17 protein-coding genes are annotated in these 21,623 nt (G+C 50.3%); 5 read left to right on the forward strand and 12 right to left on the reverse strand.

All coding sequences use genetic code 11. The annotated features are described in order from the left end of the window. Positions 1–11 precede the first annotated feature (11 nt). From K2H17_RS07485 to ispE, 7 genes are all read right to left on the reverse strand, one after another. On the reverse strand, positions 12–2,687 hold the full coding sequence (locus tag K2H17_RS07485; protein ID WP_300133286.1) for a 4-alpha-glucanotransferase: 2,676 nt from the start codon (positions 2,685–2,687) through the stop codon (positions 12–14). A gap of 316 nt (positions 2,688–3,003) precedes the next feature. Then, the gene (locus K2H17_RS07490) at positions 3,004–5,847 is read right to left on the reverse strand and encodes a M16 family metallopeptidase (protein WP_300133288.1); all 2,844 of its coding nucleotides are present in this window, start codon (positions 5,845–5,847) and stop codon (positions 3,004–3,006) included. Between the two features lie 125 nt (positions 5,848–5,972). Continuing rightward, the gene (locus K2H17_RS07495) at positions 5,973–6,740 is read right to left on the reverse strand and encodes a hypothetical protein (RefSeq protein WP_300133290.1); all 768 of its coding nucleotides are present in this window, start codon (positions 6,738–6,740) and stop codon (positions 5,973–5,975) included. Further along, entirely contained in the window at positions 6,737–7,519 is a 783-nt protein-coding gene (gene mazG, locus K2H17_RS07500) for a nucleoside triphosphate pyrophosphohydrolase (protein WP_300133293.1), read from the reverse strand. Before mazG ends, K2H17_RS07495 begins: the two co-directional genes overlap by 4 nt. A 144-nt stretch (positions 7,520–7,663) precedes the next feature. Next, positions 7,664–8,824 carry a molecular chaperone DnaJ gene (gene dnaJ / locus K2H17_RS07505; RefSeq protein ID WP_300133295.1) on the reverse strand — a complete coding sequence of 387 codons (1,161 nt, stop codon included), beginning with the start codon at positions 8,822–8,824 and terminating at the stop codon, positions 7,664–7,666. Between the two features lie 15 nt (positions 8,825–8,839). Continuing rightward, positions 8,840–9,460, reverse strand: coding sequence for a nucleotide exchange factor GrpE (locus tag K2H17_RS07510; protein WP_300133298.1), 621 nt, complete (start codon positions 9,458–9,460; stop codon positions 8,840–8,842). 192 nt (positions 9,461–9,652) lie between these two features. Continuing rightward, positions 9,653–10,474: a 4-(cytidine 5'-diphospho)-2-C-methyl-D-erythritol kinase gene (gene ispE / locus K2H17_RS07515; RefSeq protein ID WP_300133300.1), complete on the reverse strand. Its 822-nt coding sequence runs from the start codon at positions 10,472–10,474 to the stop codon at positions 9,653–9,655. A gap of 377 nt (positions 10,475–10,851) precedes the next feature. Between ispE and K2H17_RS07520 the strand changes: the two genes are divergently transcribed. The 3 genes from K2H17_RS07520 to K2H17_RS07530 all read left to right on the forward strand — a co-directional run bounded on the left by K2H17_RS07520 (position 10,852) and on the right by K2H17_RS07530 (position 15,369). After that, positions 10,852–12,537, forward strand: coding sequence for a thioredoxin-like domain-containing protein (locus K2H17_RS07520; RefSeq protein ID WP_300133302.1), 1,686 nt, complete (start codon positions 10,852–10,854; stop codon positions 12,535–12,537). Positions 12,538–12,627: 90 nt separating this feature from the next. Continuing rightward, positions 12,628–14,193: a replicative DNA helicase gene (gene dnaB / locus K2H17_RS07525; protein ID WP_300133305.1), complete on the forward strand. Its 1,566-nt coding sequence runs from the start codon at positions 12,628–12,630 to the stop codon at positions 14,191–14,193. Between the two features lie 120 nt (positions 14,194–14,313). Further along, complete coding sequence (locus K2H17_RS07530; protein ID WP_300133307.1) at positions 14,314–15,369, forward strand: hypothetical protein; 1,056 nt, start codon at positions 14,314–14,316, stop codon at positions 15,367–15,369. 154 nt (positions 15,370–15,523) lie between these two features. Here K2H17_RS07530 and K2H17_RS07535 read toward each other — a convergent pair whose 3' ends face one another. The 4 genes from K2H17_RS07535 to K2H17_RS07550 are packed head-to-tail and all read right to left on the reverse strand — an operon-like array spanning position 15,524 to position 18,504. Continuing rightward, positions 15,524–15,877 (reverse strand): GntR family transcriptional regulator, encoded by a 354-nt coding sequence (locus tag K2H17_RS07535; protein ID WP_300133310.1) that lies wholly within the window; start codon positions 15,875–15,877, stop codon positions 15,524–15,526. A gap of 48 nt (positions 15,878–15,925) precedes the next feature. Continuing rightward, positions 15,926–16,723, reverse strand: a complete 798-nt coding sequence (locus K2H17_RS07540) for a hypothetical protein (RefSeq protein WP_300133313.1) — start codon at positions 16,721–16,723, stop codon at positions 15,926–15,928. A gap of 11 nt (positions 16,724–16,734) precedes the next feature. Continuing rightward, positions 16,735–17,589: an ABC transporter ATP-binding protein gene (locus K2H17_RS07545; protein ID WP_300133315.1), complete on the reverse strand. Its 855-nt coding sequence runs from the start codon at positions 17,587–17,589 to the stop codon at positions 16,735–16,737. Positions 17,590–17,622: 33 nt separating this feature from the next. Continuing rightward, complete coding sequence (locus tag K2H17_RS07550; RefSeq protein ID WP_300133318.1) at positions 17,623–18,504, reverse strand: TraB/GumN family protein; 882 nt, start codon at positions 18,502–18,504, stop codon at positions 17,623–17,625. A 294-nt stretch (positions 18,505–18,798) separates the two neighbouring features. Between K2H17_RS07550 and K2H17_RS07555 the strand changes: the two genes are divergently transcribed. Together K2H17_RS07555 and K2H17_RS07560 are read left to right on the forward strand one after the other, a co-directional pair. Further along, on the forward strand, positions 18,799–19,473 hold the full coding sequence (locus tag K2H17_RS07555) for a DUF6198 family protein (protein WP_300133329.1): 675 nt from the start codon (positions 18,799–18,801) through the stop codon (positions 19,471–19,473). 41 nt (positions 19,474–19,514) lie between these two features. After that, a complete protein-coding gene (locus K2H17_RS07560) occupies positions 19,515–20,105 on the forward strand; it encodes a Maf family nucleotide pyrophosphatase (RefSeq protein WP_300133320.1) in 591 nt (196 codons plus the stop codon). 12 nt (positions 20,106–20,117) lie between these two features. Here K2H17_RS07560 and K2H17_RS07565 read toward each other — a convergent pair whose 3' ends face one another. Beyond that, positions 20,118–21,227: a hypothetical protein gene (locus K2H17_RS07565; RefSeq protein WP_300133323.1), complete on the reverse strand. Its 1,110-nt coding sequence runs from the start codon at positions 21,225–21,227 to the stop codon at positions 20,118–20,120. Positions 21,228–21,623 lie beyond the last annotated feature (396 nt).

Here is a 21,623-nt window from a genome sequence, read left to right on the forward strand (position 1 = left end):
TCAGATTGCATTTATCGGCCGCTTGAGATGATCTCTTCGCGGATGCGGTTGTTGAACTCTTTCTGAGAGTTGAGATCTTCAAGGGTGAGGTGCATGCGGTAACGCCAGTAGTGGCGGGGATTGGCGGGGATGTTGATCAGTTCCTCGCGCGGGTCCTGACGGCGCAACACTCCGTCGATCGACAGCCAGTCCTGAAGGGGAAGGATGCAGAGCATCGATGGTGACTGCAAGTGAAGTCTGATGATGCGTTCGCAGATCCACGGCTCGGCATAGAAGGGTGCCTCGCCGGGTTCGCCAAGCACTTCATTGTAGAACCGCTGTGTGGTGGCTCGGTCAGCCTCCCACCAGCGGCGGATTCCATCCATGTCGTGGGTCGAGGTGGTGCAGACAGAGCGGTAAGGATAGGTCCAGGTGTTTCCGAAGGCTGCGTTCGGGTCTTTCGGCATACGCTGGATTTCAAGAACGAGTATTTGCAGGTTGTTCATCACTGCCGGGACGCAGGCCGGAATCATGCCGAGGTCTTCGGCGCAGACAAGCATGTCAGTGGCATCGGTCAGCGGCGGAAGTTTCCACATGGCTTTTCCGTACCAGAAGTCATTGTTGCGGCGATAGAAGAAATCGTTGTAGAGGCGGTCGAAACACCAGCGCTCGTAGTCGTTGAGCGCACGGTAGGCATAGGTGAACTGCGCTGAGATTCTCGGATGGTATTTGCCTTTCTCATAAGGATCCTCAATGAAAAGGACCTCATCGATCAGGCCCAGGAGGCCGTTGCACATGCGGTCATTGCGGTCGTTTTTCTCCTGTCCGGCAAAATAGTCGACAACTTTGCGCTGAGTGTTGAATTCGTCTTTCAGACGGTAGCGGCCATATCCCTCATCGAAAAGGAAGCGGTTGCGGACCTCGTCTGCGGCATCGCCGAAGAAATCGCCGAGCATGTAGTCCATGATGTAGGGTCGGGTCTGACGTTCGTCAAGCCAGAAGTCATAGCTGTTGCGGAGTTCGTCGGGGCTGAAAGGCAGAGCGCGGTTGAAGACGCCGAGAAGACCGTGGACAGCATCCATCGGGATCTGCCAGATTCGGAAGAATCCGAGCACGTGGTCAATGCGGTATGCGTCGAAATATTCGGCCATCTTGCGGAAACGGGCTTTCCACCAGGCAAAACCGTCTTTCGACATCTCTTCCCAGTTGTAGGTCGGGAAGCCCCAGTTCTGGCCGAGGACAGAGAAGTCATCCGGCGGCGCTCCTGCCTGGCAGTCGAGATTGAAGAGGCGCGGAGAGAGCCAGGCATCGACACTTGTGCGGGAAATGCCGATAGGAATGTCGCCCTTGATCGCTACCCCTCGTTCAGAGGCATAGTCGCTTACTTCGCGCATCTGTTTGTCGAGGAAATACTGTATGTAGCAGACATAGTCGATGTCAGACTGATGGGCTGAAATGAATCCTTTGATTTTTTTCGGATCATAGACGGCATATTCACCCCATTGGCTCATGTCGGGGGTGTGGTTGAGATCGCGGAGCACACACCAGGCAGCATAGGGGATCAGCCAGTCGGCATTTTTAGCGAAGAACTTCTTATAAGGTTCCGAGGCAAGCACTTCGCGACCGTCCTGGGCGAAGAGTTCACGGGTGAATTCGTTTTTGCCGTTGTTGACACGCTCGTAGTCGATCTGAGGCAGGCGGTTGAGTTCGCGTCCGAGTTCGTCGAAATAGCGCTGTCGGTTCTCGTCTTTCAGTCGCCCCATTGCTTGCAGACGCAGGAACATCGGGTGCAGGGCGAAAGTCGAATTGGCATTATATGGATAAGAGTCGGTCCATGTGCCCGTCATTGTTGTGTCATTGATCGGCAGGAGCTGCACAAAATTCTGACGGGTTTGGGCAGCCCAGTCGATCATGAGTTTCAGGTCGAGGAAGTCGCCGACTCCGAAGTCATCTTCGCTGCGGAGTGAAAATACGGGAATTGCCACACCGGCTCCGCGCCAGGGGGCCAATGGGTTGACAAGGCGTTGGCCTGCTTCGACAATGGCTTCGTCAGGGCGTCTGAGCTTGAGATCGACATGGCGGTTGTCACGTGCTTCCCAGGCAACGACATCTCCGGAGTTCTTTTTGAGGATCAGAAATTTATAATCGGTTCCAGGCTCTATTTCGGCCGCCGGGATATTGACAGTCCAGGTTGGATAATCCGCATCGCTCATGCGCAGGGCTTTTGCCGGATCCCAGGCTCCCATAGCCTTTGATTCGCCGGTGACAGCCACGATTTCATCAGGTGCGATCATCGGAGCGTCGACACTCAGTGTGAACATACCGGCAGTAGGCACTACCGGAGCGGAACGGTCGCCGCGATGGCAGATACATCCGGTGAAAGCGCTGCTGTAATAGGGTTTGTCCCAGGGCTGATCCTGCCAGTGGTCTTTTATTTCAAAGAGATGTGAGTCAGCGGCAAATGTGAAGCGGCGAGCTTTACCCCATTCGCGTTTGACAAAACCGTTGTCGTGGCGCACGATATAGCCGTAGGTGAATTCTTTGACAGTGTCGGGAATTTCCACGTGTACGGTCCAGGTTTCGCCGCCTACAAGTTTCATCGGTACTGCACGGCTGAGATCATCTTCGCCAAGAGCCAACGGAGACCCGGTGAGGTAGAGCGATTCTCCCCATTCGGTGCGGTAATTCACATTGAAGGTAAATTTCATGAGTAAGTATGATATGTTGTGATATAATTTATTTGTTGATTGTCAAATTGCTGAATTGATGTTATCAATATGCAAATATATAACAAATTTATAATATCTGAGGGGTTGCGGAAGAGCTTTTTGGCTGATGAGGACGGGGATTATAAAGGTGTTGTATGTTAAAAAATCTTATGATGTGCATTATGGTGCGGAAGGAGTGCATACAATGGGGGTGAATAGAGCATAAAATGTGAATGGTGCATAAAAAAGGAGTGCGACCTTGTTGAAATGTCGCACTCCTGATATGTGGTTGTCGTGTGTGTTGCCGACAGCTTTTTTATTTTGCCGGATCAAGGATCACCACACGGTAGTTGCCCTGGGCGTTCAAGGCTTTCATGAAGTCCATGACATCCTGCGGAGTGATCGAGTTGACCACATCGACATTTCCGTTGAATGTGTCAACGCCGTTGGAAAGCGTTCCGACAATGGCTGAAAGCCACGGGCCGTTCAGTTCCTTGTTGGTTGTGAACGCTTTGACCATGTACTCTTTAGCCGGGTTCAGCTCAGCTGCCGAAACAGTTGATTCCATGTCCTTGAACTGGTTTTTGATGAATGAGAGAACTTCTTCTTTCATTTCGGGCTTCATCGGGAACTGTGACACGATGTTTGCCGGGTTGAGTCCGGAGCGGTCAAGTGAGCCGGAAGCACCGATTGAGTAAACGGCACCCATTTCTTCGCGGACAGTCTTGATGAGGCGGTTGGTCAGGATCTGGCCTGCGATAGATGCGAGCATTGCATTCTTGGGGGTGTATTCGATGTCGCCGCTTTCAATGATCGCAACCTGAGTCTGGGGAGTTGACATGGCGGTAGAGAAAGTATCGGTCTTGTCGCCGCCTTTTGCAAAGAGAGCGGGATTGTATTTTTCAACCTTTCTGACTGCTGTCTTCGGATCGCCGGGCAGAGAGGCGATATATTTCTCTACCAATGGCTTGAGAGTTTCGGGATTGACATTTCCGACAAATACGAATGTCCAGTCGGCTGCATTGGCAGTCATTGCGTGGGCGATTTCGATTGTCTGTTCGCGCGAGGCCTTGTTGATGACATCAGAGTTGAGCATCTGGGCGCGTGGGGAGTCATAGAGTGTGGCGAGAATATTCTTCTGGAAGATATATTCGGGACTCTTTTCCTGATTTGCAAGGAAGCCGCTGTAAGCGGTCTGCAATGCCGCGAATTCATCGGCGGTGAATTCGATATCCTTGAAGTTCATGTAGAGAAGTTCAAGGAGTGTCTCCATATCCTTGGGAGTTGTCGAGCCGGAGAATGAGCGGCTGTAATTTCCGAAACCGCAGTTGAGCGACACCTGCTTGCCGGCAATGTATTTTGACAGATCGGTGTTGGTGTAGTTTCCGAGGCCACGGGCCGGGAGAGACATCGAAAGGAAGAGAATCGAGTTGGTGTAGTCATCCGAGAAGTCGGCATAGCCGCCTTTGGCATAAGCCGAGAAGAGGATCTCGTCTTCTTTGAACTTGGTCGGTTTGACGATCACTTTCGCGCCGTTTGACAGCGTCCAGTCAATGGTTCCGAACTGGGCGTTGTCTGCTGTTGCGACTACCGAGCCGGCTACGGGGGCTACCGGAATCAGAGGTTCTGACTTGACTTCGTCAACAAAAGCCTCGATCTCTTCGGCATCAATAGCCGCGAGAGCTTCTGCGATGGCTTCTTTGGTCGGGACTGTGATTCCTTCAGCCTCAGGCATGAGAACCATAATCACTCGGTTGTCGGGAGTAATGGCTTCTGCCATTTTCTTGTTGATGAACTCGACCGGAATGTTTTTTGCAATTTCCTGGACAAGAGCCCATTCGGTATCGATTGACGGAATCGGGGTTTTGTCGGTGAAATTCTTGACATATTCGTTGACGAATGAACCTGTCTGACGGGTGGCGCGGTTGTTGTAGGCACGTTCATAAGCCGAGAGATACTGGCTGCGGGCGCGTTCATATTCGCTGTTGGTGAATCCGCCGCGCTGAGCGCGTAGAAGTTCACGGTAGAGAGCCTGGATGGGGACAACGATGTCGTTGCCTTTGGCAGCAGCGAAACCGCTCATCGCATCTTTGACTTTCGATGACAGGAAGAAGCCTCCGAAGTCGACTCCGGCACCGGCAAATGGAGCGTCAGGTTTAGAGCTAATTTCGTCCAGGCGGTTGTTGATCATTGACGAGATCATTGTCTGGATGTAGCTGCTGACAAAGAATGCCGGGGTGTTTTTCATCTCGTCAGGCAGAGGATCTAAGATGAACATCATCTGGGCGGAAAGGCTCTTCTGCTCAGGGTCACTGCCAATGCCGTAGAGGGTGCCTTTATGATCGGAAACCGGGAAATAAACTCGTTCGGCTGCATTTTCAGGCATTTCGATTGACGAGAACATCTCTTTTATTTTTCCTTCGATGCGGTCGACATCAATGTCACCGACAACGATGACCGCCTGCTGGTCCGGGCGATACCATTTCTCATAGTAGTCACGCAGATCCTGATAGGGGAAATTGTCGACGATTTCCATCTTGCCGATCGGCAGACGGTGGGCGTATTTTGAATCGGGATAGATGTCGGGAAGGATTTTTTCAATAATTCGCATCTGGCCCTGCATTGAACGGCGCCATTCTTCATGGATCACACCGCGTTCTTTGTCGATCTCTTCGGGAGCGAGCGTAAGGTCGTTGGCCCAGTCGTGAAGAATGAGAAGGCAGGAGTCCTGGACGCTTTCGCGTGCGACAGGCACGTTGCTGATGTTGTAGACGGTTTCGTCAACGCCGGTGTAGGCGTTGAGGTTTGCACCGAATTTCACACCGATTGATTCAAGCCAGTCGCGGAGCAAGTTGTCAGGGAAGTTGGTGGTTCCGTTGAAACACATGTGCTCAAGGAAGTGGGCGAGACCTCTCTGATTTTCTTCTTCGAGAATCGAGCCTACGTTCTGGGCGATGTAGAAGTCGGCTTGTCCTTTGGGATACTCGTTGTGGCGGATGTAGTAGGTCAGGCCGTTAGGCAGTTTGCCGATTCTGACAGCACTGTCAACAGGAAGTTGCTGGAGCATCGGATTCTGAGCCTGCGCTCTGATTATGCCGGGGAGTGCCATGCAGAGCATGACCATGCCTACGGACAGTAATCTGAATGTAGCTTTAATCATGATTGGGTTTATTGAAATGTATTGATTGAGTCTTTGTTATGTTATATCAGATTCCAATTATTAAGACGCAAATCTACGGGAATAGTGACAGTTTCGGTTGCGTATGCTTGGATTTTTAAGTAAATTTAACCAATTGCGGCGATTTCTGCTACCGCATTCTTGCGCATGTGGTTAGCAAGAATTGCCTGGGCTTCGATCCGCAGGTAGGGCACCGGAATTATGTAGGCCATCGGACACTCCGGATGGAAGACTCCCAGCTTCATGGCATTGATGCGGATTCCGTAGCGCTCCTCAAGGATGAAGCGGTAGATGCTCAGTTGCAGTGCATAGTGGTTGTAGGAACAGTCATCGAGATGTTTTACCGGGTGTAGCCCTTTGGTGCCGAAACGGCTTGTGCGTTCGGTCTGCCCGTCAGAGTTGACAAGTTTTTTTGACCGTTTCCAGTCATAGATGTTGAAAGAGCCGTCCGGTCGCCGTTCAAGAAAGTCGAGAGTTCCGGCTACGCCATAGTCTTCCATGTAGATGCGCCATTCGGTGCGGTAGGGATAGAGGCGTTCAGCCGCAGCGAAGTGTCGGAACATGGCGTAGGCATCGCCGTCGTCACCGTAATCTTCGCCGAGGTAGTAGCGTTCGATGCGGTCGTGCATTATGGTGCCGAGTTCGCGTGAACGCCGTCCGTTTTCTTCCCACATGGCTTTCAGTTCTGCCGGAGTCATCCCCATCGAGGGAGCCTTGCGCTCGGCCCAGTAGTCGGCATCGAATTTCTGAAAGCAGTCTTCGACGATCGTTGTGACTGATGTCAGCGTCCGGGAGCCGATGGTGTAGGTGTGGGATTCGGCGTCGAAATTGAGAAACGGATCTCGCGGATGGGCGTTTAGTTCGTTGTAGGTCATGAGTTTTTGGCTTCCTCCCAGATGGCATCCATTTCAGCCAATGACATTTCTTTTAGCGATTTGCCCATTTCGTGGGCTTTTTTCTCAAGATAATTGAAACGCCGGATGAATTTTTTGTTGGTCTTTTCAAGTGCGTTCTCAGGATTGATCTTATAGAGTCTGGCTGCATTTATGATGCTGAAAATAAGATCGCCCATTTCTTCTTCGCGGTGTGCGGGATCCATTTCGCCAACGGCCTCTTCAAACTCAGCCATCTCTTCGCGGACCTTGTCCCAGACCTGTTCCGGTTTTTCCCAGTCGAAGCCCACGTTAGCAGCCTTTTCCTGAATCCGGTCGGCTTTTATCATGGCGGGCAGAGCTGTCGGCACACCTGACAAAACTGTCTTGTTGCCACCTTTTTCCTTGAGCTTAAGCTCTTCCCAGTTCTGAAGTACCTCGTCGGTTGAATTGACCGAAGTGTCGCCGAATACGTGGGGATGGCGATAGATCAGTTTGGTGTTCAGAGCGTCGCAGACATCGGCGATGTCAAACGCGCCTTTTTCTTCTCCGATTTTTGCATAGAAAAGTACATGGAGCAGGACATCGCCCAGCTCCTTGCGGATGTTGGCGTTGTCTTCATTTATAAGGGCGTCGCAAAGTTCATAGACTTCTTCTATGGTGTTTGGGCGCAGGGATTCATTGGTCTGTTTGGCATCCCATGGACATTTGACACGCAGAATGTCAAGCGTGTCGATCACACGTCCCAATGCCTCGATTTTTTCCTCGCGGGTATGTGTCATGATATCTGGTTTTGATTAGTGCAAAGTTACGCAATCCATCCGATAATATAAAATTCCCATGCAGAACAGTTTGTCGGGACTGTCGCTGCATGGGAACTGATATGTTTTCGGCAGAGTTTTGCCGATGGTGTCTCTGCGGTCGGTTTATTCGAAAATGTGGCGGAGTTTGCTGAAGATGCGGTCTTTGGTTGACTGGCTTGGAGTCATGTTTGGCTTGCCCTGAAGAGATTCTATCGCTTTTTTCTCATCGTCGTTGAGCGTTTCAGGAATGTAGACCATAACATTTATCAGCTCATCGCCTGTGCCATAGCCGTCAGTGGAGGGGAGGCCTTTGCCACGCAGACGAAGCACTTTGCCGGGCTGTGTGCCTGCCGGAATCTTGAGGCGCGCACGACCGGTGATGGTGGGCACTTCGACCGAACCGCCGAGGGCGGCAGTCGGAATGTCGAGCATCAGGTTGTAGATCACATCGTTGCCGTCACGGATGAGTTCCGGATCCTTGATCTCCTCGATGACCACGAGAAGGTCGCCGTTGACTCCGCCGTGGATGGCGGCGTTGCCCTGGCCTTTGACGGTCAGAGTCTGTCCGTCGGCCACACCTGCCGGGATGGTGAAGGTCACAGTGCGGTCTTCGCGGATGACGCCTTCGCCATGGCAGTAGGTACACTTCTCGTTGATGATCTTGCCTTCGCCTTTACACTGCGGGCATTCGACAGCTGCCTGTGACAGACCGAAGAGGGTCTGCTGCTGGCGCAATACAGTGCCTGATCCGCCGCAGGTAGGGCAGGTCGAGAATGCAGTGCCGTCCTTGGCCCCGGTTCCGTCACAGTGAGTGTCCTTGACGAGAGTGGGGATCTTGAGCGTCTTTGTGATGCCGGTTGCGATTTCGGCAAGAGTGAGCTTTACTTTTATGCGCAGATCCGATCCGCGGCGCTGGCGGCGACGTGCACGGCCTCCGGCAGTCTCGAAACCGCCCATATTGCCGAACCCGCCCCCGAAAATGTCGCCGAACTGCGAGAAGATGTCCTCCATCGAGAATCCGCCTGCGTGGAATCCACCGCCGCCGGGGAAACCTTGCGGACCCATGTTATGGCCGAACTGGTCATACTTGGCTCGCTTTTCAGGATTGGAGAGCACATCGTAGGCCTCGGCAGCTTCCTTGAACTTTTCCTCAGCTTCTTTGTCGCCGGGATTTTTGTCAGGGTGATACTGGATCGCTTTCTTGCGGTAGGCGCTCTTTATGGTCTTTTCGTCGGCGTTTTTGTCGACGCCGAGCACTTCATAATAATCTCTTTTGTTAGCCATAAGTGGAGTAGCTGCTTACTGGCCCACGGCCACTTTGGCATGGCGGAGCACTTTGTCGTTGATTGTATATCCTTTAGTCGGGGTGTCGATGACGATGCCCTTCTGCGATTCATCGGTCACGGGAACCATCGCGATAGCCTCATGAAGTTCGGCGTCGAAAGGCTGTCCGTTGCTTTCGATCGGTTTGACGCCGTTCGCGGCGAGGAATTTCACAAGTTTCTGGTAGATCAGCTCCATGCCTTCGCGGATCGAAGCCGGATCTTCGAGTTTTGCACTGGCCTCAAGTCCGCGTTCGAAGTCATCGACGATGGGGAGCAGGCCTTTCAGCACACTTTCAGATGCGTTGCGGATGATGTCAGATTTTTCCTTTACGGTGCGTTTGCGGAAGTTGTCAAACTCAGCCATGAGGAAAAGATATTCTTTCTTCTCTTTCTCGACCTGAGCTTCAGCGTCTTTCAGCTGCTGCGTGAGAGCGTCGATGTCGGAGAGCTGTTTGTTGATCATCTCGTTTTCCTCGTCTTCGACAGAATTCTGCTCGTCAAAGGCTTCCTGAACGTCGTCAAGAACGGCTCCTTCGGGCGCTTCTTCCGGACGGGGAGCAGAGTTTTCCTGATGTTTATTTTGCTTTTGGCTCATAATATATGTCGTTTTTCTATTTTATCGTTTGCTGATTTTTATTGATCATGCAAAAAGGTTGCCAAAATCCTTGTCCGTGGCGACTTTTTTCAGCGGAAACATGGTTTTGGCTTTGTCTCTTTCTGATTTTACAACAAATCCGGGCGCATAACGTTCAATGGTCCAATAAAAAGCATGATTTTCAGGCTGTGATCAGAGTCTTGACGTGAATATGTCCGCGCTGGGGAAGCGCTCTGTCAGTGAGTCTGCCAAAATGTCATCTGTGAAAAGTCCATAGACCGATGAACCGGACCCGGACATAGCTGTATAGAGGGCACCCATATCGTTCAGCCGGGTCTTGATCTCGCTGATTGAAGGGTAGGCGGGGAAAACCGACGGTTCGAAGTCGTTTTTAAGTCTGCCGGTCCATCCTTCGATCGGACGGGCGATGATTTCAGCTATCGGAGTCTTGGGAATTGCCGGAGTGGTGTGGCGGTATGCCTCGGCTGTCGGTACGCTTGCCTGCGGTTTGACTATGACGAGACAGAGGCCGCTGAGGTCAACCGAGACCGGCGAGAATTCTGTGCCTATTCCTGAGCAGAGCATCGGTCTGTTGTATATGAAGAAAGGGCAGTCAGCTCCGAGCCGCGATGCGATTTCTGCGAGTTTTTCGTCAGAAAGGCCCAACGCGAAGAGTTCGTTAAGTCCTTTTAAGGTGAAGGCCGCATCGGCAGACCCGCCGCCAAGCCCGGCCCCGTCAGGGATTATCTTACGCAGGAAAATGTCAACCGGTGGGAGTTCGACCGTCTCGGCGAGTGCCCGGTAGGCTTTCATCACGAGATTTTTTTCAGTCGGACAATCCACTCGGCGTCCGCTGACAGTCAGCGTTGTTTCATTGCCTTTGGCCGGGACTATCTCAAGAACGTCGCGCCAGGGGACAGGGACCATCACGGTTTCGATGTCGTGATAACCGTCGGGCCGACGGCGCAGGATGTCAAGACCGAGGTTGATTTTCGCGTTGGGGAACAGAATCATACGGTGTGGATATACTATCTAAAGAATGATCATTGTAAATTTCAGGCAAAGGTAGCGCTTTTTTCTGACATGTATAATATCAGGCTCTTTCATCGCGTTGACTAATTTGTTGGAGATTGCTATTAAACAATCTGTTGCTATTTACAATCTGAACTTTTTTATTCGAATTCATGACACGGATATCCATGAAATTTTTACGTCTGTTTTTTGCATTGGCCCTGATGTCGATTGCCTGTGGTCTGTCAGCCAAATCCCGCATGATAGAGTATCCAGGCGTAGCAGGCGGAAATATGGTGCGTTTTGATGTCACCTCCGTAGAACGCTCAGATACGGCTCTGACTGTCAGTCTGACCTATACCAACCGTCCCGGTGCGAAAGTGAAATTTACAAAGGATGTCTGCATAGTTGCCGACGGTGATACTATCGGGGTGAAAACTGCCCGAAATATCGTTCTTGATAAAAATGCGAAAGTAGGTGAGGACGGCAAATTGAGTTTTGCTCTTGTTTTTGGCCCGGTAGGTAAGAAGGTTAAAGCGATAGACCTGACAGGCCGGGGTGAAGATTCGCTGCGCTTGTGGGGTATCGACCTGACAGGAGTGCCGGAACCTGAGTTCCCTGTGGGGCTGCCGGAGCGGATGCGTGTATTGGATCGGGTTGACGAACCGCTTCCCGCTGTTGCTCTTGAAAGAGGAATAACAAAAGTAAATCTGCATTTTCTTAATCACACTCCGCATTCACCAGCCGTGCTCACCCCGGAATTGAGTGATAACTTTGTTGTTGATAAATTGTCGGCTGTGCGGCTTGACAGTTGCGGTAACGGGAGCATTGAAGTTGAGTTTGTCGGACCGGCATTTTTGTCGTTCACAGTTGCAGGGATGCGAAGCAATGTGCTGGAGCTGTGGCTCACTCCATCCGATAAGGAGGTCGATGTATATGTTGACAGCCGCCGTTACGGAGATATGGCATTGGCTAATCGGCCGGAGAAATATAAGAAGCGGAGACAAAGAGTGTTTGTCACCGGTAGCCTGTCACCGCTGAACAATGAACTCAATAAGATGAATGATCAGCCTCTGTTTGCCGATATAATGGCTCTGCGTGAAAAACCGCTTTATAAAATGTCGACAGAGCAGTATGTGGATTTTATCGAAGATTTCCGTCAGAAAAGTATTGGCTCCCTTGAATCATCTGAAACTTCCGTGATGATGAAAGAGTATATGAAAGCAACTTATGATGCCTGTTATCTTGGTGCTATAAGCAGCTCTTCGTTGATCACATCAAGTTATTGGGCCAATAATCCTCAGGCCGACAGACTGGAAATGGATTCCATAACCGGTATGCCGAAAGAGGATTATTATAAAAGGATAGAGCGTATCTGTCTGGCTGCCCAAAAAGTAAAGCCCGGTGATCCGAGGCTGATGTTTTCGCCTTATTATCAAGGTGTGATCTGTTTCAAGTGGGAAGATGCGGGTGTGGATGCCCGAAATCCGGCAGCTGTCAGAAAATATCATGAATTGATTGCAGCGGCCAATGACGGCGTCCTTTCGGCAGACTCTCTGGCGGTGTTTGCCGACTTTCCGGTTCTTGCCGAGCGCCTTGTCAGTATAAATGATGAGGCATTGGCACTGAAATCACGGCTTGCATCAATGACATGCGAGACGCCGGAAGTCGCTCCGGAAAAACTGATAGAGGCTATTGTGGCGCCTCATAAGGGAAAGGTTGTAATGATAGATCTGTGGAATACCTGGTGTGGACCCTGTCGCAGAGCCATCAGCCGAATCGAACCTGAGAAATCAGGTGAGCTTGCAAGCCCGGATATCGTGTGGATCTATATAGCCGACAATACTTCTCCGCTGAAAGATTATTATAAAATCATACCTGACATCCGTGGACTCCATTATCGGCTCGATAAAGATCAGATTGAAGCAGTAAGGACTCAGTTCGGAGCCGACGGAATTCCATATTATATTCTTGTCGACCGACAGGGAGGCATGACAGGTCGCCGTGACTTGCGCGATCATGAAAAATTCCGCAGCGCATTGCTTGAAGAAGTGGCTAAAAGATGAATTTATTTTGTACCTTTGTATTGAAAAGAGGTTGTTTAAAAACATCCTCTAATAAATCAATCGTTCAATAACATTCCCCCCACGCACATCATGCCACAGGACAACACATCAGGCTCTCAGCGAAGAACATCGAAACCGCAACATGTCTCAGTCTTTGACCACGGAGGCCGCATCCCTCCGCGCGACAATGATCTTGAGGAAGCAGTGCTCGGTGCGCTGATGCTTGAAAAGGATGCCTACACGGTTGTCTGTGATATTCTGAAACCCGAATCGTTTTACGATCCTTCGAATCAGAAGATTTATGCGGCTATCCAGAGTCTCGGTGCGGCACAGCAGAGCATCGACATGCTCACCGTCACGGAGAAACTCCGCCTGATGGGCGAACTGGAGGCTGCGGGTGGTCCGTTGAGAATCTCCGAACTGACTTCACGTGTGGCTTCAGGCGCCCATGTCGAGTTCCATGCCCGTATCGTGGCTCAGAAATATCTCGCGCGCGAACTTATTAAATTTGCTTCGCAGATCGAGGCGCAGGCTTTTGACGAGAGTTATGATGTCGACGATCTTCTTCAGGAAGCCGAGGGCAAACTGTTTGAGATCTCTCAGCGCAATGTGAAGAAGGATGTGACGCAGATTGATCCCGTGATCAATTCAGCGATCGAACAGATTCAGACTGCCGCCAACCGGGCTTCAGGTCTCTCCGGTCTTGAAACCGGTTATCATGAACTTGATAAGCTGACATCCGGATGGCAGCGGAGTGACCTGATCATCATCGCGGCCCGTCCTGCGATGGGCAAGACCGCATTCGTGCTCTCGATGGCCAAGAATATGGCTGTCAACTATAACATACCTGTGGCTATCTTCTCGCTTGAAATGTCGAACCTCCAGCTTGTCAACCGTCTGATTCAGAACACTTGCGAGATCGAGGGTGAGAAGATCAAGAGCGGTCAGCTGACACAGATGGAGTGGGACCAGCTGATGTCACGCGTGAAAAACCTTTATAGCGCTCCTCTATATATAGACGATACGGCATCGCTCTCGATCTTCGAATTGCGTACAAAGGCCCGCCGTCTTGTCAGGGAACACAATGTCTCGTTCATCATCATCGACTACTTGCAGCTGATGAATGCCTCAGGCATGAAGTTCGGCTCACGTGAACAGGAGGTATCAATGATCTCCCGTTCGCTCAAACAGCTTGCCAAGGAACTGAATATCCCGATTGTGGCGCTCTCGCAGCTCAACCGAAGTGTCGAGTCGCGCGGTGCCGACAGCAAGGATGGAAAACGCCCGCAGCTGAGTGACCTCCGTGAATCTGGTGCGATCGAACAGGACGCCGACATCGTCTGCTTCATCCACCGTCCGGAGTATTATCTGCGGTCAGGAGTGGACGCCGCGGGCAATGACATCCGCGGACTTGCCGAATTCATCGTGGCAAAGCACCGTAGCGGTCGTGTGGACGATGTGAAGATGCGCTTCAAGTCGCGCTATGCCCGTTTTGAGAACTGGGACAGCGAGCCAGAGATGACCAGCGGCTCGAAAGTCTCGCGCCTGAATGCCGGCGATGGTGACTTTGACGGCGGTTTCGGGCAGTCGAGTCCGTTTAGCGGCGGCTCGGCTGACATCCTCGGCGCTCCCGGCGACGATGTGGCGCCGTTCTGATAGCGGTCTGAAAAAATATGGCCTCTGAGCCTATTGAGGAAACGATTTTTAACGAACATAAAACTTTTAGCGAACACGGTTTGTTAGATAGATAAAATTAACAAAACCAACTATTGTTTTATGAAAAAAGCGTTATTAATCATTGCAATCATGCTGGGTAGCGTGGCTGCATTTGCTCAGAGTCTTGACAGGAATGAAGCTAAACAGCTTAAGGCTTTCCTTTCTGAGCCCGCAAAAGAGGGAACCAATGCATCGGCCCTTAAAGTTTCCGATATCAACGCCATCGCCTCGATCGAGGGTGTGACAGTCGAAAACGGACATGTAACCGCCATCGAGTGGAAAGACAAGAAATTGAGTGGCACCCTCAACCTCGCCAATTTCAAAGCTCTTACCAAAGTCGATGTCTCACGTAACGAACTCTCTTCACTCAGTGTTGCCAACTGTCCTGCCCTGACAGAACTCAACGCAAGCCGTAACAAACTCACTCAGATTGATTTTACCGGTTGCTCGAAGCTCGTTCAGGTCGCAGTCTATAAGAACCGTCTGACAGAAATCGATCTTTCAAACGCTCCTCTTCTTCAGAACCTCAATGTTTCAAGCAACCTGTTTGTCGAACTCAATGTTTCCAACAGTTTCAACCTCAAGACACTCAACTGCCAGGGTTGTCATCTGGAAGCTCTCAATGTCAGCGGCTGTACAGCTCTTAAGAACCTCTATTGCGGTTACAACAAGCTTACTACGCTTCAGCTCACAGGTGTGGAGAATCTTCAGAACCTCAATGTCGATGACAACGAGATCTCTAACCTGATCATCTCCGGTCTGCCTTCACTGGCCACTCTCATCTGCTCTGACAACAATATGGTTTCTCTCGGTGTCCGCGATTGCAGCGCTCTGCTCGACCTTGTTTGCTCTTACAACGATCTGACCACTCTTTCTGTCGAAGGTTGTGCCAATCTTCAGTATGTCGATTGCTCCTACAACGATCTGACTACTCTTGATCTCGCAAACCAGACCTTCCTCCAGCGTCTGATCTGTAACAACAATCAGCTGAACACTCTTGATGTTTCGTTTGACCAGGCTCTTACCTACATCAACTGCCGCTACAACACCATCATCGACTTCCGTACGATTGCCTGCAACAGCCTCCGTATGGTAGCCTGCCAGTGGAACTATTGATAAGAGCCCTTTTCAGAACAGAACCTCAGCCTATATAAAATACGGCCTGTTGGCCGTCTGAACAGACAGACTGAATAACGCGATACTATACAGACCGGTCGGAAACTCTCGGATGAAGTTTCCGGCCGGTCGTATTTTTTGCCGTTGGGCGGGTTTATCTGTTCCTGTACTTTTCAATCACATCGTCAATCGAAATGCCGAGAAGATCCATTTCATTGAAAAGACGACTCAATGACACTTCGAAAAACTCCCGGCGGCGGGCCTGATTGACATGGTCCAAAGCATCGGCTGTCAGATAGAAACCCATGCCGCGGCGCGAGACGATGATCCCTTCAGCCTGAAGAAATTCATAGGCTTTCAGGATTGTGTGACTGTTGACTGAAAGCTGGACAGAAAGCTCTCTGACAGACGGAACCCGCTCTCCGGCAGTCCAGACTCCTGTCAGGATCTGTCCGAAGCTGAAGTCAATGATCTGGCGGTAGATTGGTTTGTCAGATGTGAAATCCATGAATTCTGTTTGAAAAATGATTGTTGATCATAAGGTAGTTGCGGATTTTCATGCTTTTACCTGGCGTGATGCCAGAAGTCTGTAAAGGTTATATGTCATGAAGAGTCCGTAGATGAAGAGTATCGACTCAAGCACTATCATCATAGGCATCATATCGTCGAGCATTGTAACTGGCAGATCAGTTGGTGACACTCCGTCTTTTATATCGCTCAGAGCGACAATAAAGCCGATGATTCCGGCACAGAGAGCGATGGCAATTATGACCGCAAGACCACTGAGAATGGCTTTTATGGTCCGGTGGTGGTTGGCCCGCTGGACGGTATACAGGCTTGTTATGATGGCAGCGAAGGCCTGGATACAGCCGCTTATGATCTGTGTCATTCCCATAGGACATTTGTCATCTTCTGCCAGACTGATTCCGGAACTGGCGATATAGGATCTAATGATGTTCGTCAGATCCCAGTCTTTATTGATCAGAGTGAACAGTCCGTTAAGGCCATACCAGATTCCTTCGATCACAATGGGTGTTACACATAGGGTGAAAAGCAGGTAGAACACGAGTTTTTCCGCCGGTTTTACGGGCAGAAGGGTGAGCAAGGTGTGGTCCTGACGGGCAAATACGATAGGACTGAAGTATAATGCAGCAGCCACAAGAACATTTGTAAGAGAGTAGGATGTCATGGCATTCCCGCCAGTGTGATTGACGAATTCCACAAGCATGAAACATAGAAATGTGATGATCGCAGATCCGGAGAGGTAATATGTGATCGGTTTTTTATAGAGCAAGACGAGGCTCAGGCAGCGATGCCATGAGAATTTGTCGTTTTTGATCGAGATAGCTTCCATCGGATTGAAAATTAAAGTGAGGATGTGGGCTGTTGACAGGAATTCAGATGCTTCAGCAGTGTCTCGCGGGCAGGAGACATGAGGGCGGAATAGAGCAGGGCATAGTTCAGGTCGCTGTCGTTGTTGCCGGTGTTGGCGACAATCGAGTGGAAGACACCTGGGCCTTGCTCGGTGAAAATGGCGTCGGCCGGCGGGATGGCTGATGCCACGCATGAAATGCGCTCAGCGATTTCCCATGTGGGGCGTGAGATCAGGAGCTGGCCGCGGGAGAGCATTATCAGTCCGTCATATAGCTCGCGCAGGTCCGAGACAGTGTGGGTAGAGATGATGACGGTCTGTTCCTCGGTCGTGCAGCGGGCAAGCATGTTTCGCAGTGCTTTCTTGGAGTCTATGTCAAGTCCGTTGGCCGGTTCGTCGAGCAGGAGAACGTCCACGCCGAGAGCTATCGTATAGGCCAACAGGGATTTATGACGCAGCCCTAAAGATAGCTGACCGAAGACTTCGTGGCCTGAAAGATTGAACTCACGGAGGTTTTCTTCAAAGCTCTCCTGAGAGAATGTCGGGTAGAAGCGGCTGTGCATACCGGCGAAGGCTCTGATTGTGGATGCCGGAATTTCCATCGTGTCAGGGAGCATGAACACTTTTTTCAATGTTGACGGCACTCGGTTGTTCATCATGCAGTCATCAATAGATACAGTTCCGGATGTCGGGAACAGCAGTCCGGCTATCAGTCTGAGGAGAGTCGTTTTCCCGGCTCCGTTTTCACCGAGGAGTAGATGGATGCCGGGCTGAATTGTAGCCGTTGCATCGTTTATGGCTATGAATCCCCGGCGGTAGGAATATGTCAGATGGTCGATTGCGATCATTGCTTATATATTATATATGTGTAAGATAGCGTCTTATTTTACCGGATCGACCGAGTAGCCGTTTTTGCGCAGCAGACTGATGAGGCCTTTTTCGCCCGGAAGATGTCCGGCGCCTACGGCAACCAGTACAGATGCACTTGGCAGCAGTCCGGCAATGATTCGCATCCAGTTTGCGTTACGGCTGTTGATCATTCGCTCGTTCCATTCCTCGGAGGCGCCGTTGGCCGGATCTTCCATCAGAGCCAGCATTGCGTTAAGGTCTCCTGAGAGATAGGCCTTTGCCAGTTTCATTGCCATCTCTCCGGCTTTGTCGTCATTTCGCACCATATCCATCAGGCTTTCGGCCTGTTCGATGATTGAAGACCCGAAAAGAGCGTTACACTGATCCTGGATCGTTTCGAATCCGCCGATTTCTTTTCCGAGTGCAGCCCCGCGCTTCTGGATTTCGCCGTCAAGCTGTTGCTGAGGATTGAAATTCGGGAAGATGGCCTGGCTCTGCATGAGCGCGAGCAAGGTCGAGAGCATGGCAGGTTTAAGTTGGGCAAACTGGTTGGCGGAGACCATAGGTCCCATATAGCGTTTCAGCATTGTGTTGAGTGAATCAACCTGTGCGGGTGCGAGGACTTGTGTGAGCAGACTGTCCTGCGGGGCCATTGCATAGCCCATCATTATCTGTTGTGACTGGGGCGAGTTCGCTTCCGACATAATCATTTCGCCATAGATCTTGTCGACTGAGGCAATGGCATCCGTAAGGCCTGCCACGCTGTCAATGACTGAGACGGGTGCTATGTGGTGTGTCCCGAAGAGATATGATGATTTTTCAAGCCCGTTGCCTGAAATTTTCCAAAGAAGTTGTGCGTTGACACTGACGGTTGTTGCTATAAGAAGAAGGAGTGAGAAGACTGTCTTTTTCATTGTTGTGTAATATAAATAGTTGTGTAATACAATTGGTTCTGATGATTCTATCGGAAGTGAAATTGTGATGAAAAATGTGTTGTTGTGAGTGAGTGTTGTATATGACTAACACACTGCAAAGGTAGGCACATTTTTTTATCTTCCAAAATTTTTTGCAAAAAAATCACTACCTTTGCAAAAAAATGGAGGACCTTTAATTGATTGAGAAAAATTAAAATCCTCGATTTTAGAAACTTAGAACAGCGTTGTTCAGAAGTCACGAAAGCGGTTACAGGAAGAATCAATATAAGAGTAATAGATATGAAAAATTGGATTATAAGGTATGCAGTGTTTATCATAGGGTTGTATTTTCTTACATTGGGGGTCGTATTGATAATTCGTTCGTCCTTGGGAACTTCGCCGATTTCAAGTTTTTCATACGTACTTAGCCTGAACACTCCGTTGACACTTGGCATGGCTACTTTTATCCTGAACATGATGCTTATAGCCGGTCAGTTCTGGTTTTTACGTGGGTTAGGCACGCGTCGCGATTATATGGAAATCATGATGCAGATCCCATTTTCACTACTTTTTTCAGCATTCCTTGATTTCAATATGTTTCTGTTCAAAGGAATGGTTCCGGGGTCTTATGCAGGCTCGTTCGCTATTCTTGCCGTCGGCTGTTTGGTTCAGGCTTTTGGCGTTGTGTTGGAGATGAAACCGAACGTAGTGGCCATGAGTGGTGAAGGCTTTGTGAAATATGCCGCACGTCGTTTCAATAAAGATTTCGGTCGTGTAAAAGTAATGGTTGATGTCGGCCTTGTGCTTCTCGCAGTGGTTACATCGCTTGTTATGGCCCATAAGATCATCGGTGTACGTGAAGGGACTGTTGTCGCTGCTCTTGGAGTAGGACTTCTGGTAACTCAGATCAATACACGCCTGATCGGCAAGATCCCTGTTCATAAAATTCTTGAAAAAATAAACAACTGATTCCGGGGTATACACTCCGGCCTTAATAAAAAAAGTGCACTATGTTTCATCCTCTTGAAAATCTCCGTGGCTATGATGTGATTCTTGCCAGTGGTTCGCCGCGTCGCAAAGAACTTTTGGGAATGCTTGACATTGATTTTCGTGTTGACACTTCTCATCCGGTTGATGAAGTAGTGCCTGACGGTCTGTGTGCTGAGGAGGTTCCGGCTTATCTTTCACAGCTCAAGGCTGCGGCCTATCCATTGGACTCGCAGGATAAGAAAGTTATTATAACGGCTGACACGGTGGTGATCATTGATGGAGAGGTGCTTGGGAAACCGGTCGATGAATCTGATGCCTGCCGGATGCTTGCTCGTCTGCAAGGCCGTCAGCAGAAAGTCATCACAGGGGTGACTGTGCGCACTCCGGAATCGTCACAGACATTCTCGGCCGAGTCGCTTGTGGAGTTTGCGAACCTGTCTGACGAAGAGATCGCTTTCTATGTGAAAAAGTACAAGCCATTGGACAAAGCCGGGGCCTATGGGATCCAGGAATGGATCGGTGCAGCAGGTATAAAAGGCATTTCCGGTAGTTTCTATAATGTAATGGGCCTGCCGGTGCAGCGTCTTTACACTCTTCTGAAGACTATCTGAAAAAACGGTCTCTTATTGTCGGACCGACTCTTGATCTCGATCTGACAGCGGCTTCAGACTCAGGGTAAAACCGGAGGCAGGAGGAAGCAGAATTGTGGAGTTCTTGCCACAGTCCGAATTGGCGCCGAGTTGCCATGAAAGCAGGTGAGGTGCGCTGACAGAAAGTTTTTCCTGCATCTTCAGGGCTACTACCCCCATAGTCATGCGCAGGTTCAGCTCAATGCAGGGCATGAGCTTCATGGCATCATCTTCGCGGTAGACCATCATATCGACTCCGAGCCATCCCCGGTAACTGTTGCCGATAAGTCCGCCCAATATTTTTTCCTCGTTTCCGATGACAGAATCTAAGCAGCCGGAAGAAACCAGATCAGTGATCATCGTTTTAAGCTGATCTTGCGGTGCTACGATATTGCCGCAGTACATTCCCCGTGACTCGGCCCTGAATACAGACCAGCCTTTGAACCGGACCTCTCCGCCATCAGAGTGGAAAAGTGCGGCGAAGTCAAGCACTTTGTCAAGACCGCGCTCTACCATCACGCTCCCTTGTCGGTTGATGATTCCTTCTGCCCGCTTGCAGAGAGTTGCCTCATCAAGTGATCGGGCACAGAAAACCCCACGTCCGCTTCCAGACCAGGGCGACTTTATGAAACAGCCCGGAGTCGCCTTTTCTGCTGCTACCACCTGGGCCGCGTCGGTTGTTTCTGTCGGGAGGGGAAAATCACCGCCGAGTTTCTTGATAATCTCTATTGTCATACGTCTGTGGCTTAATTGGCGCAGACGCTCGATCTCCTTATCTGTCGGCAGATGGTCCTGACTGACTCCGGCAGTGGCGAACTGACGTTTGGCATCAAGGCTCCAGCCCCAGGGGTGAGGTTCGACATTCCGGGCATTTGCTTGCCTGCTGTCATAGATCTCTCCGCATAAGCAAAATGTCTCTTTCAGCCTTTCGGCTTCTGCGGCAAGCATAGGATCTGCCAATATCATGTCTCCGTCTTCGGCCCACCACATTGGCAAAAGCGCACCGGCACGGTGTATGGCCGCTGCGTGGGGCGGTGGGGTATAGTTGCGGCAACCGAGTCCGAGAGCCAGGTCATTTTCCGGATTGAAAAGATGTAATTTCACAGAAACAGTTGAATGTGAGATTTGATAACTTGTGGGGCTGTCAAGAGTCGCTTAAGGCAAATATCAGACAACCTTTGGAAACAGCTTGAATTTATATGATACAGCTTTTGAGATAGACTGCCAGATGGATTTTAAACAACCTCTTAGAGGTTGTTTAACAACAATAGTTAAAATCTGAGCGAAAGTTTTGAGGTGAATATGGCTCTGAATTGAAGGAGCATAGCGAGCTATGTGACTGAAATGAAGAGTCATAGGCGCCCAAAACTTTCGCAGGCGACGGTATTATCTTTTTTTCTTTTAATAATTTCATGTTTGAGACTTTTTAAAGTTACCTGAGCCTTGGTGTCTCTTTTGCTAAATTGTTGAAATTCGTCAGTCGCATAGCTCGCTATGCTC

It is taken from the genome of Duncaniella sp., assembly GCF_029054785.1.
GTDB lineage: Bacteria > Bacteroidota > Bacteroidia > Bacteroidales > Muribaculaceae > Duncaniella.

Coding starts and splice junctions, on each gene's coding strand:
- K2H17_RS07490 (WP_300133288.1), bottom strand. CDS start 5,847: ATGATTAAAGCTACATTCAGATTACTGTCCGTAGGCATGGTCATGCTC.
- K2H17_RS07545 (WP_300133315.1), bottom strand. CDS start 17,589: ATGATCGCAATCGACCATCTGACATATTCCTACCGCCGGGGATTCATA.
- K2H17_RS07560 (WP_300133320.1), top strand. CDS start 19,515: ATGTTTCATCCTCTTGAAAATCTCCGTGGCTATGATGTGATTCTTGCC.
- K2H17_RS07510 (WP_300133298.1), bottom strand. CDS start 9,460: ATGAGCCAAAAGCAAAATAAACATCAGGAAAACTCTGCTCCCCGTCCG.
- K2H17_RS07530 (WP_300133307.1), top strand. CDS start 14,314: ATGAAAAAAGCGTTATTAATCATTGCAATCATGCTGGGTAGCGTGGCT.
- K2H17_RS07540 (WP_300133313.1), bottom strand. CDS start 16,723: ATGGAAGCTATCTCGATCAAAAACGACAAATTCTCATGGCATCGCTGC.
- K2H17_RS07495 (WP_300133290.1), bottom strand. CDS start 6,740: ATGACCTACAACGAACTAAACGCCCATCCGCGAGATCCGTTTCTCAAT.
- mazG (WP_300133293.1), bottom strand. CDS start 7,519: ATGACACATACCCGCGAGGAAAAAATCGAGGCATTGGGACGTGTGATC.
- K2H17_RS07485 (WP_300133286.1), bottom strand. CDS start 2,687: ATGAAATTTACCTTCAATGTGAATTACCGCACCGAATGGGGAGAATCG.
- dnaB (WP_300133305.1), top strand. CDS start 12,628: ATGCCACAGGACAACACATCAGGCTCTCAGCGAAGAACATCGAAACCG.
- K2H17_RS07550 (WP_300133318.1), bottom strand. CDS start 18,504: ATGAAAAAGACAGTCTTCTCACTCCTTCTTCTTATAGCAACAACCGTC.
- dnaJ (WP_300133295.1), bottom strand. CDS start 8,824: ATGGCTAACAAAAGAGATTATTATGAAGTGCTCGGCGTCGACAAAAAC.
- K2H17_RS07535 (WP_300133310.1), bottom strand. CDS start 15,877: ATGGATTTCACATCTGACAAACCAATCTACCGCCAGATCATTGACTTC.
- ispE (WP_300133300.1), bottom strand. CDS start 10,474: ATGATTCTGTTCCCCAACGCGAAAATCAACCTCGGTCTTGACATCCTG.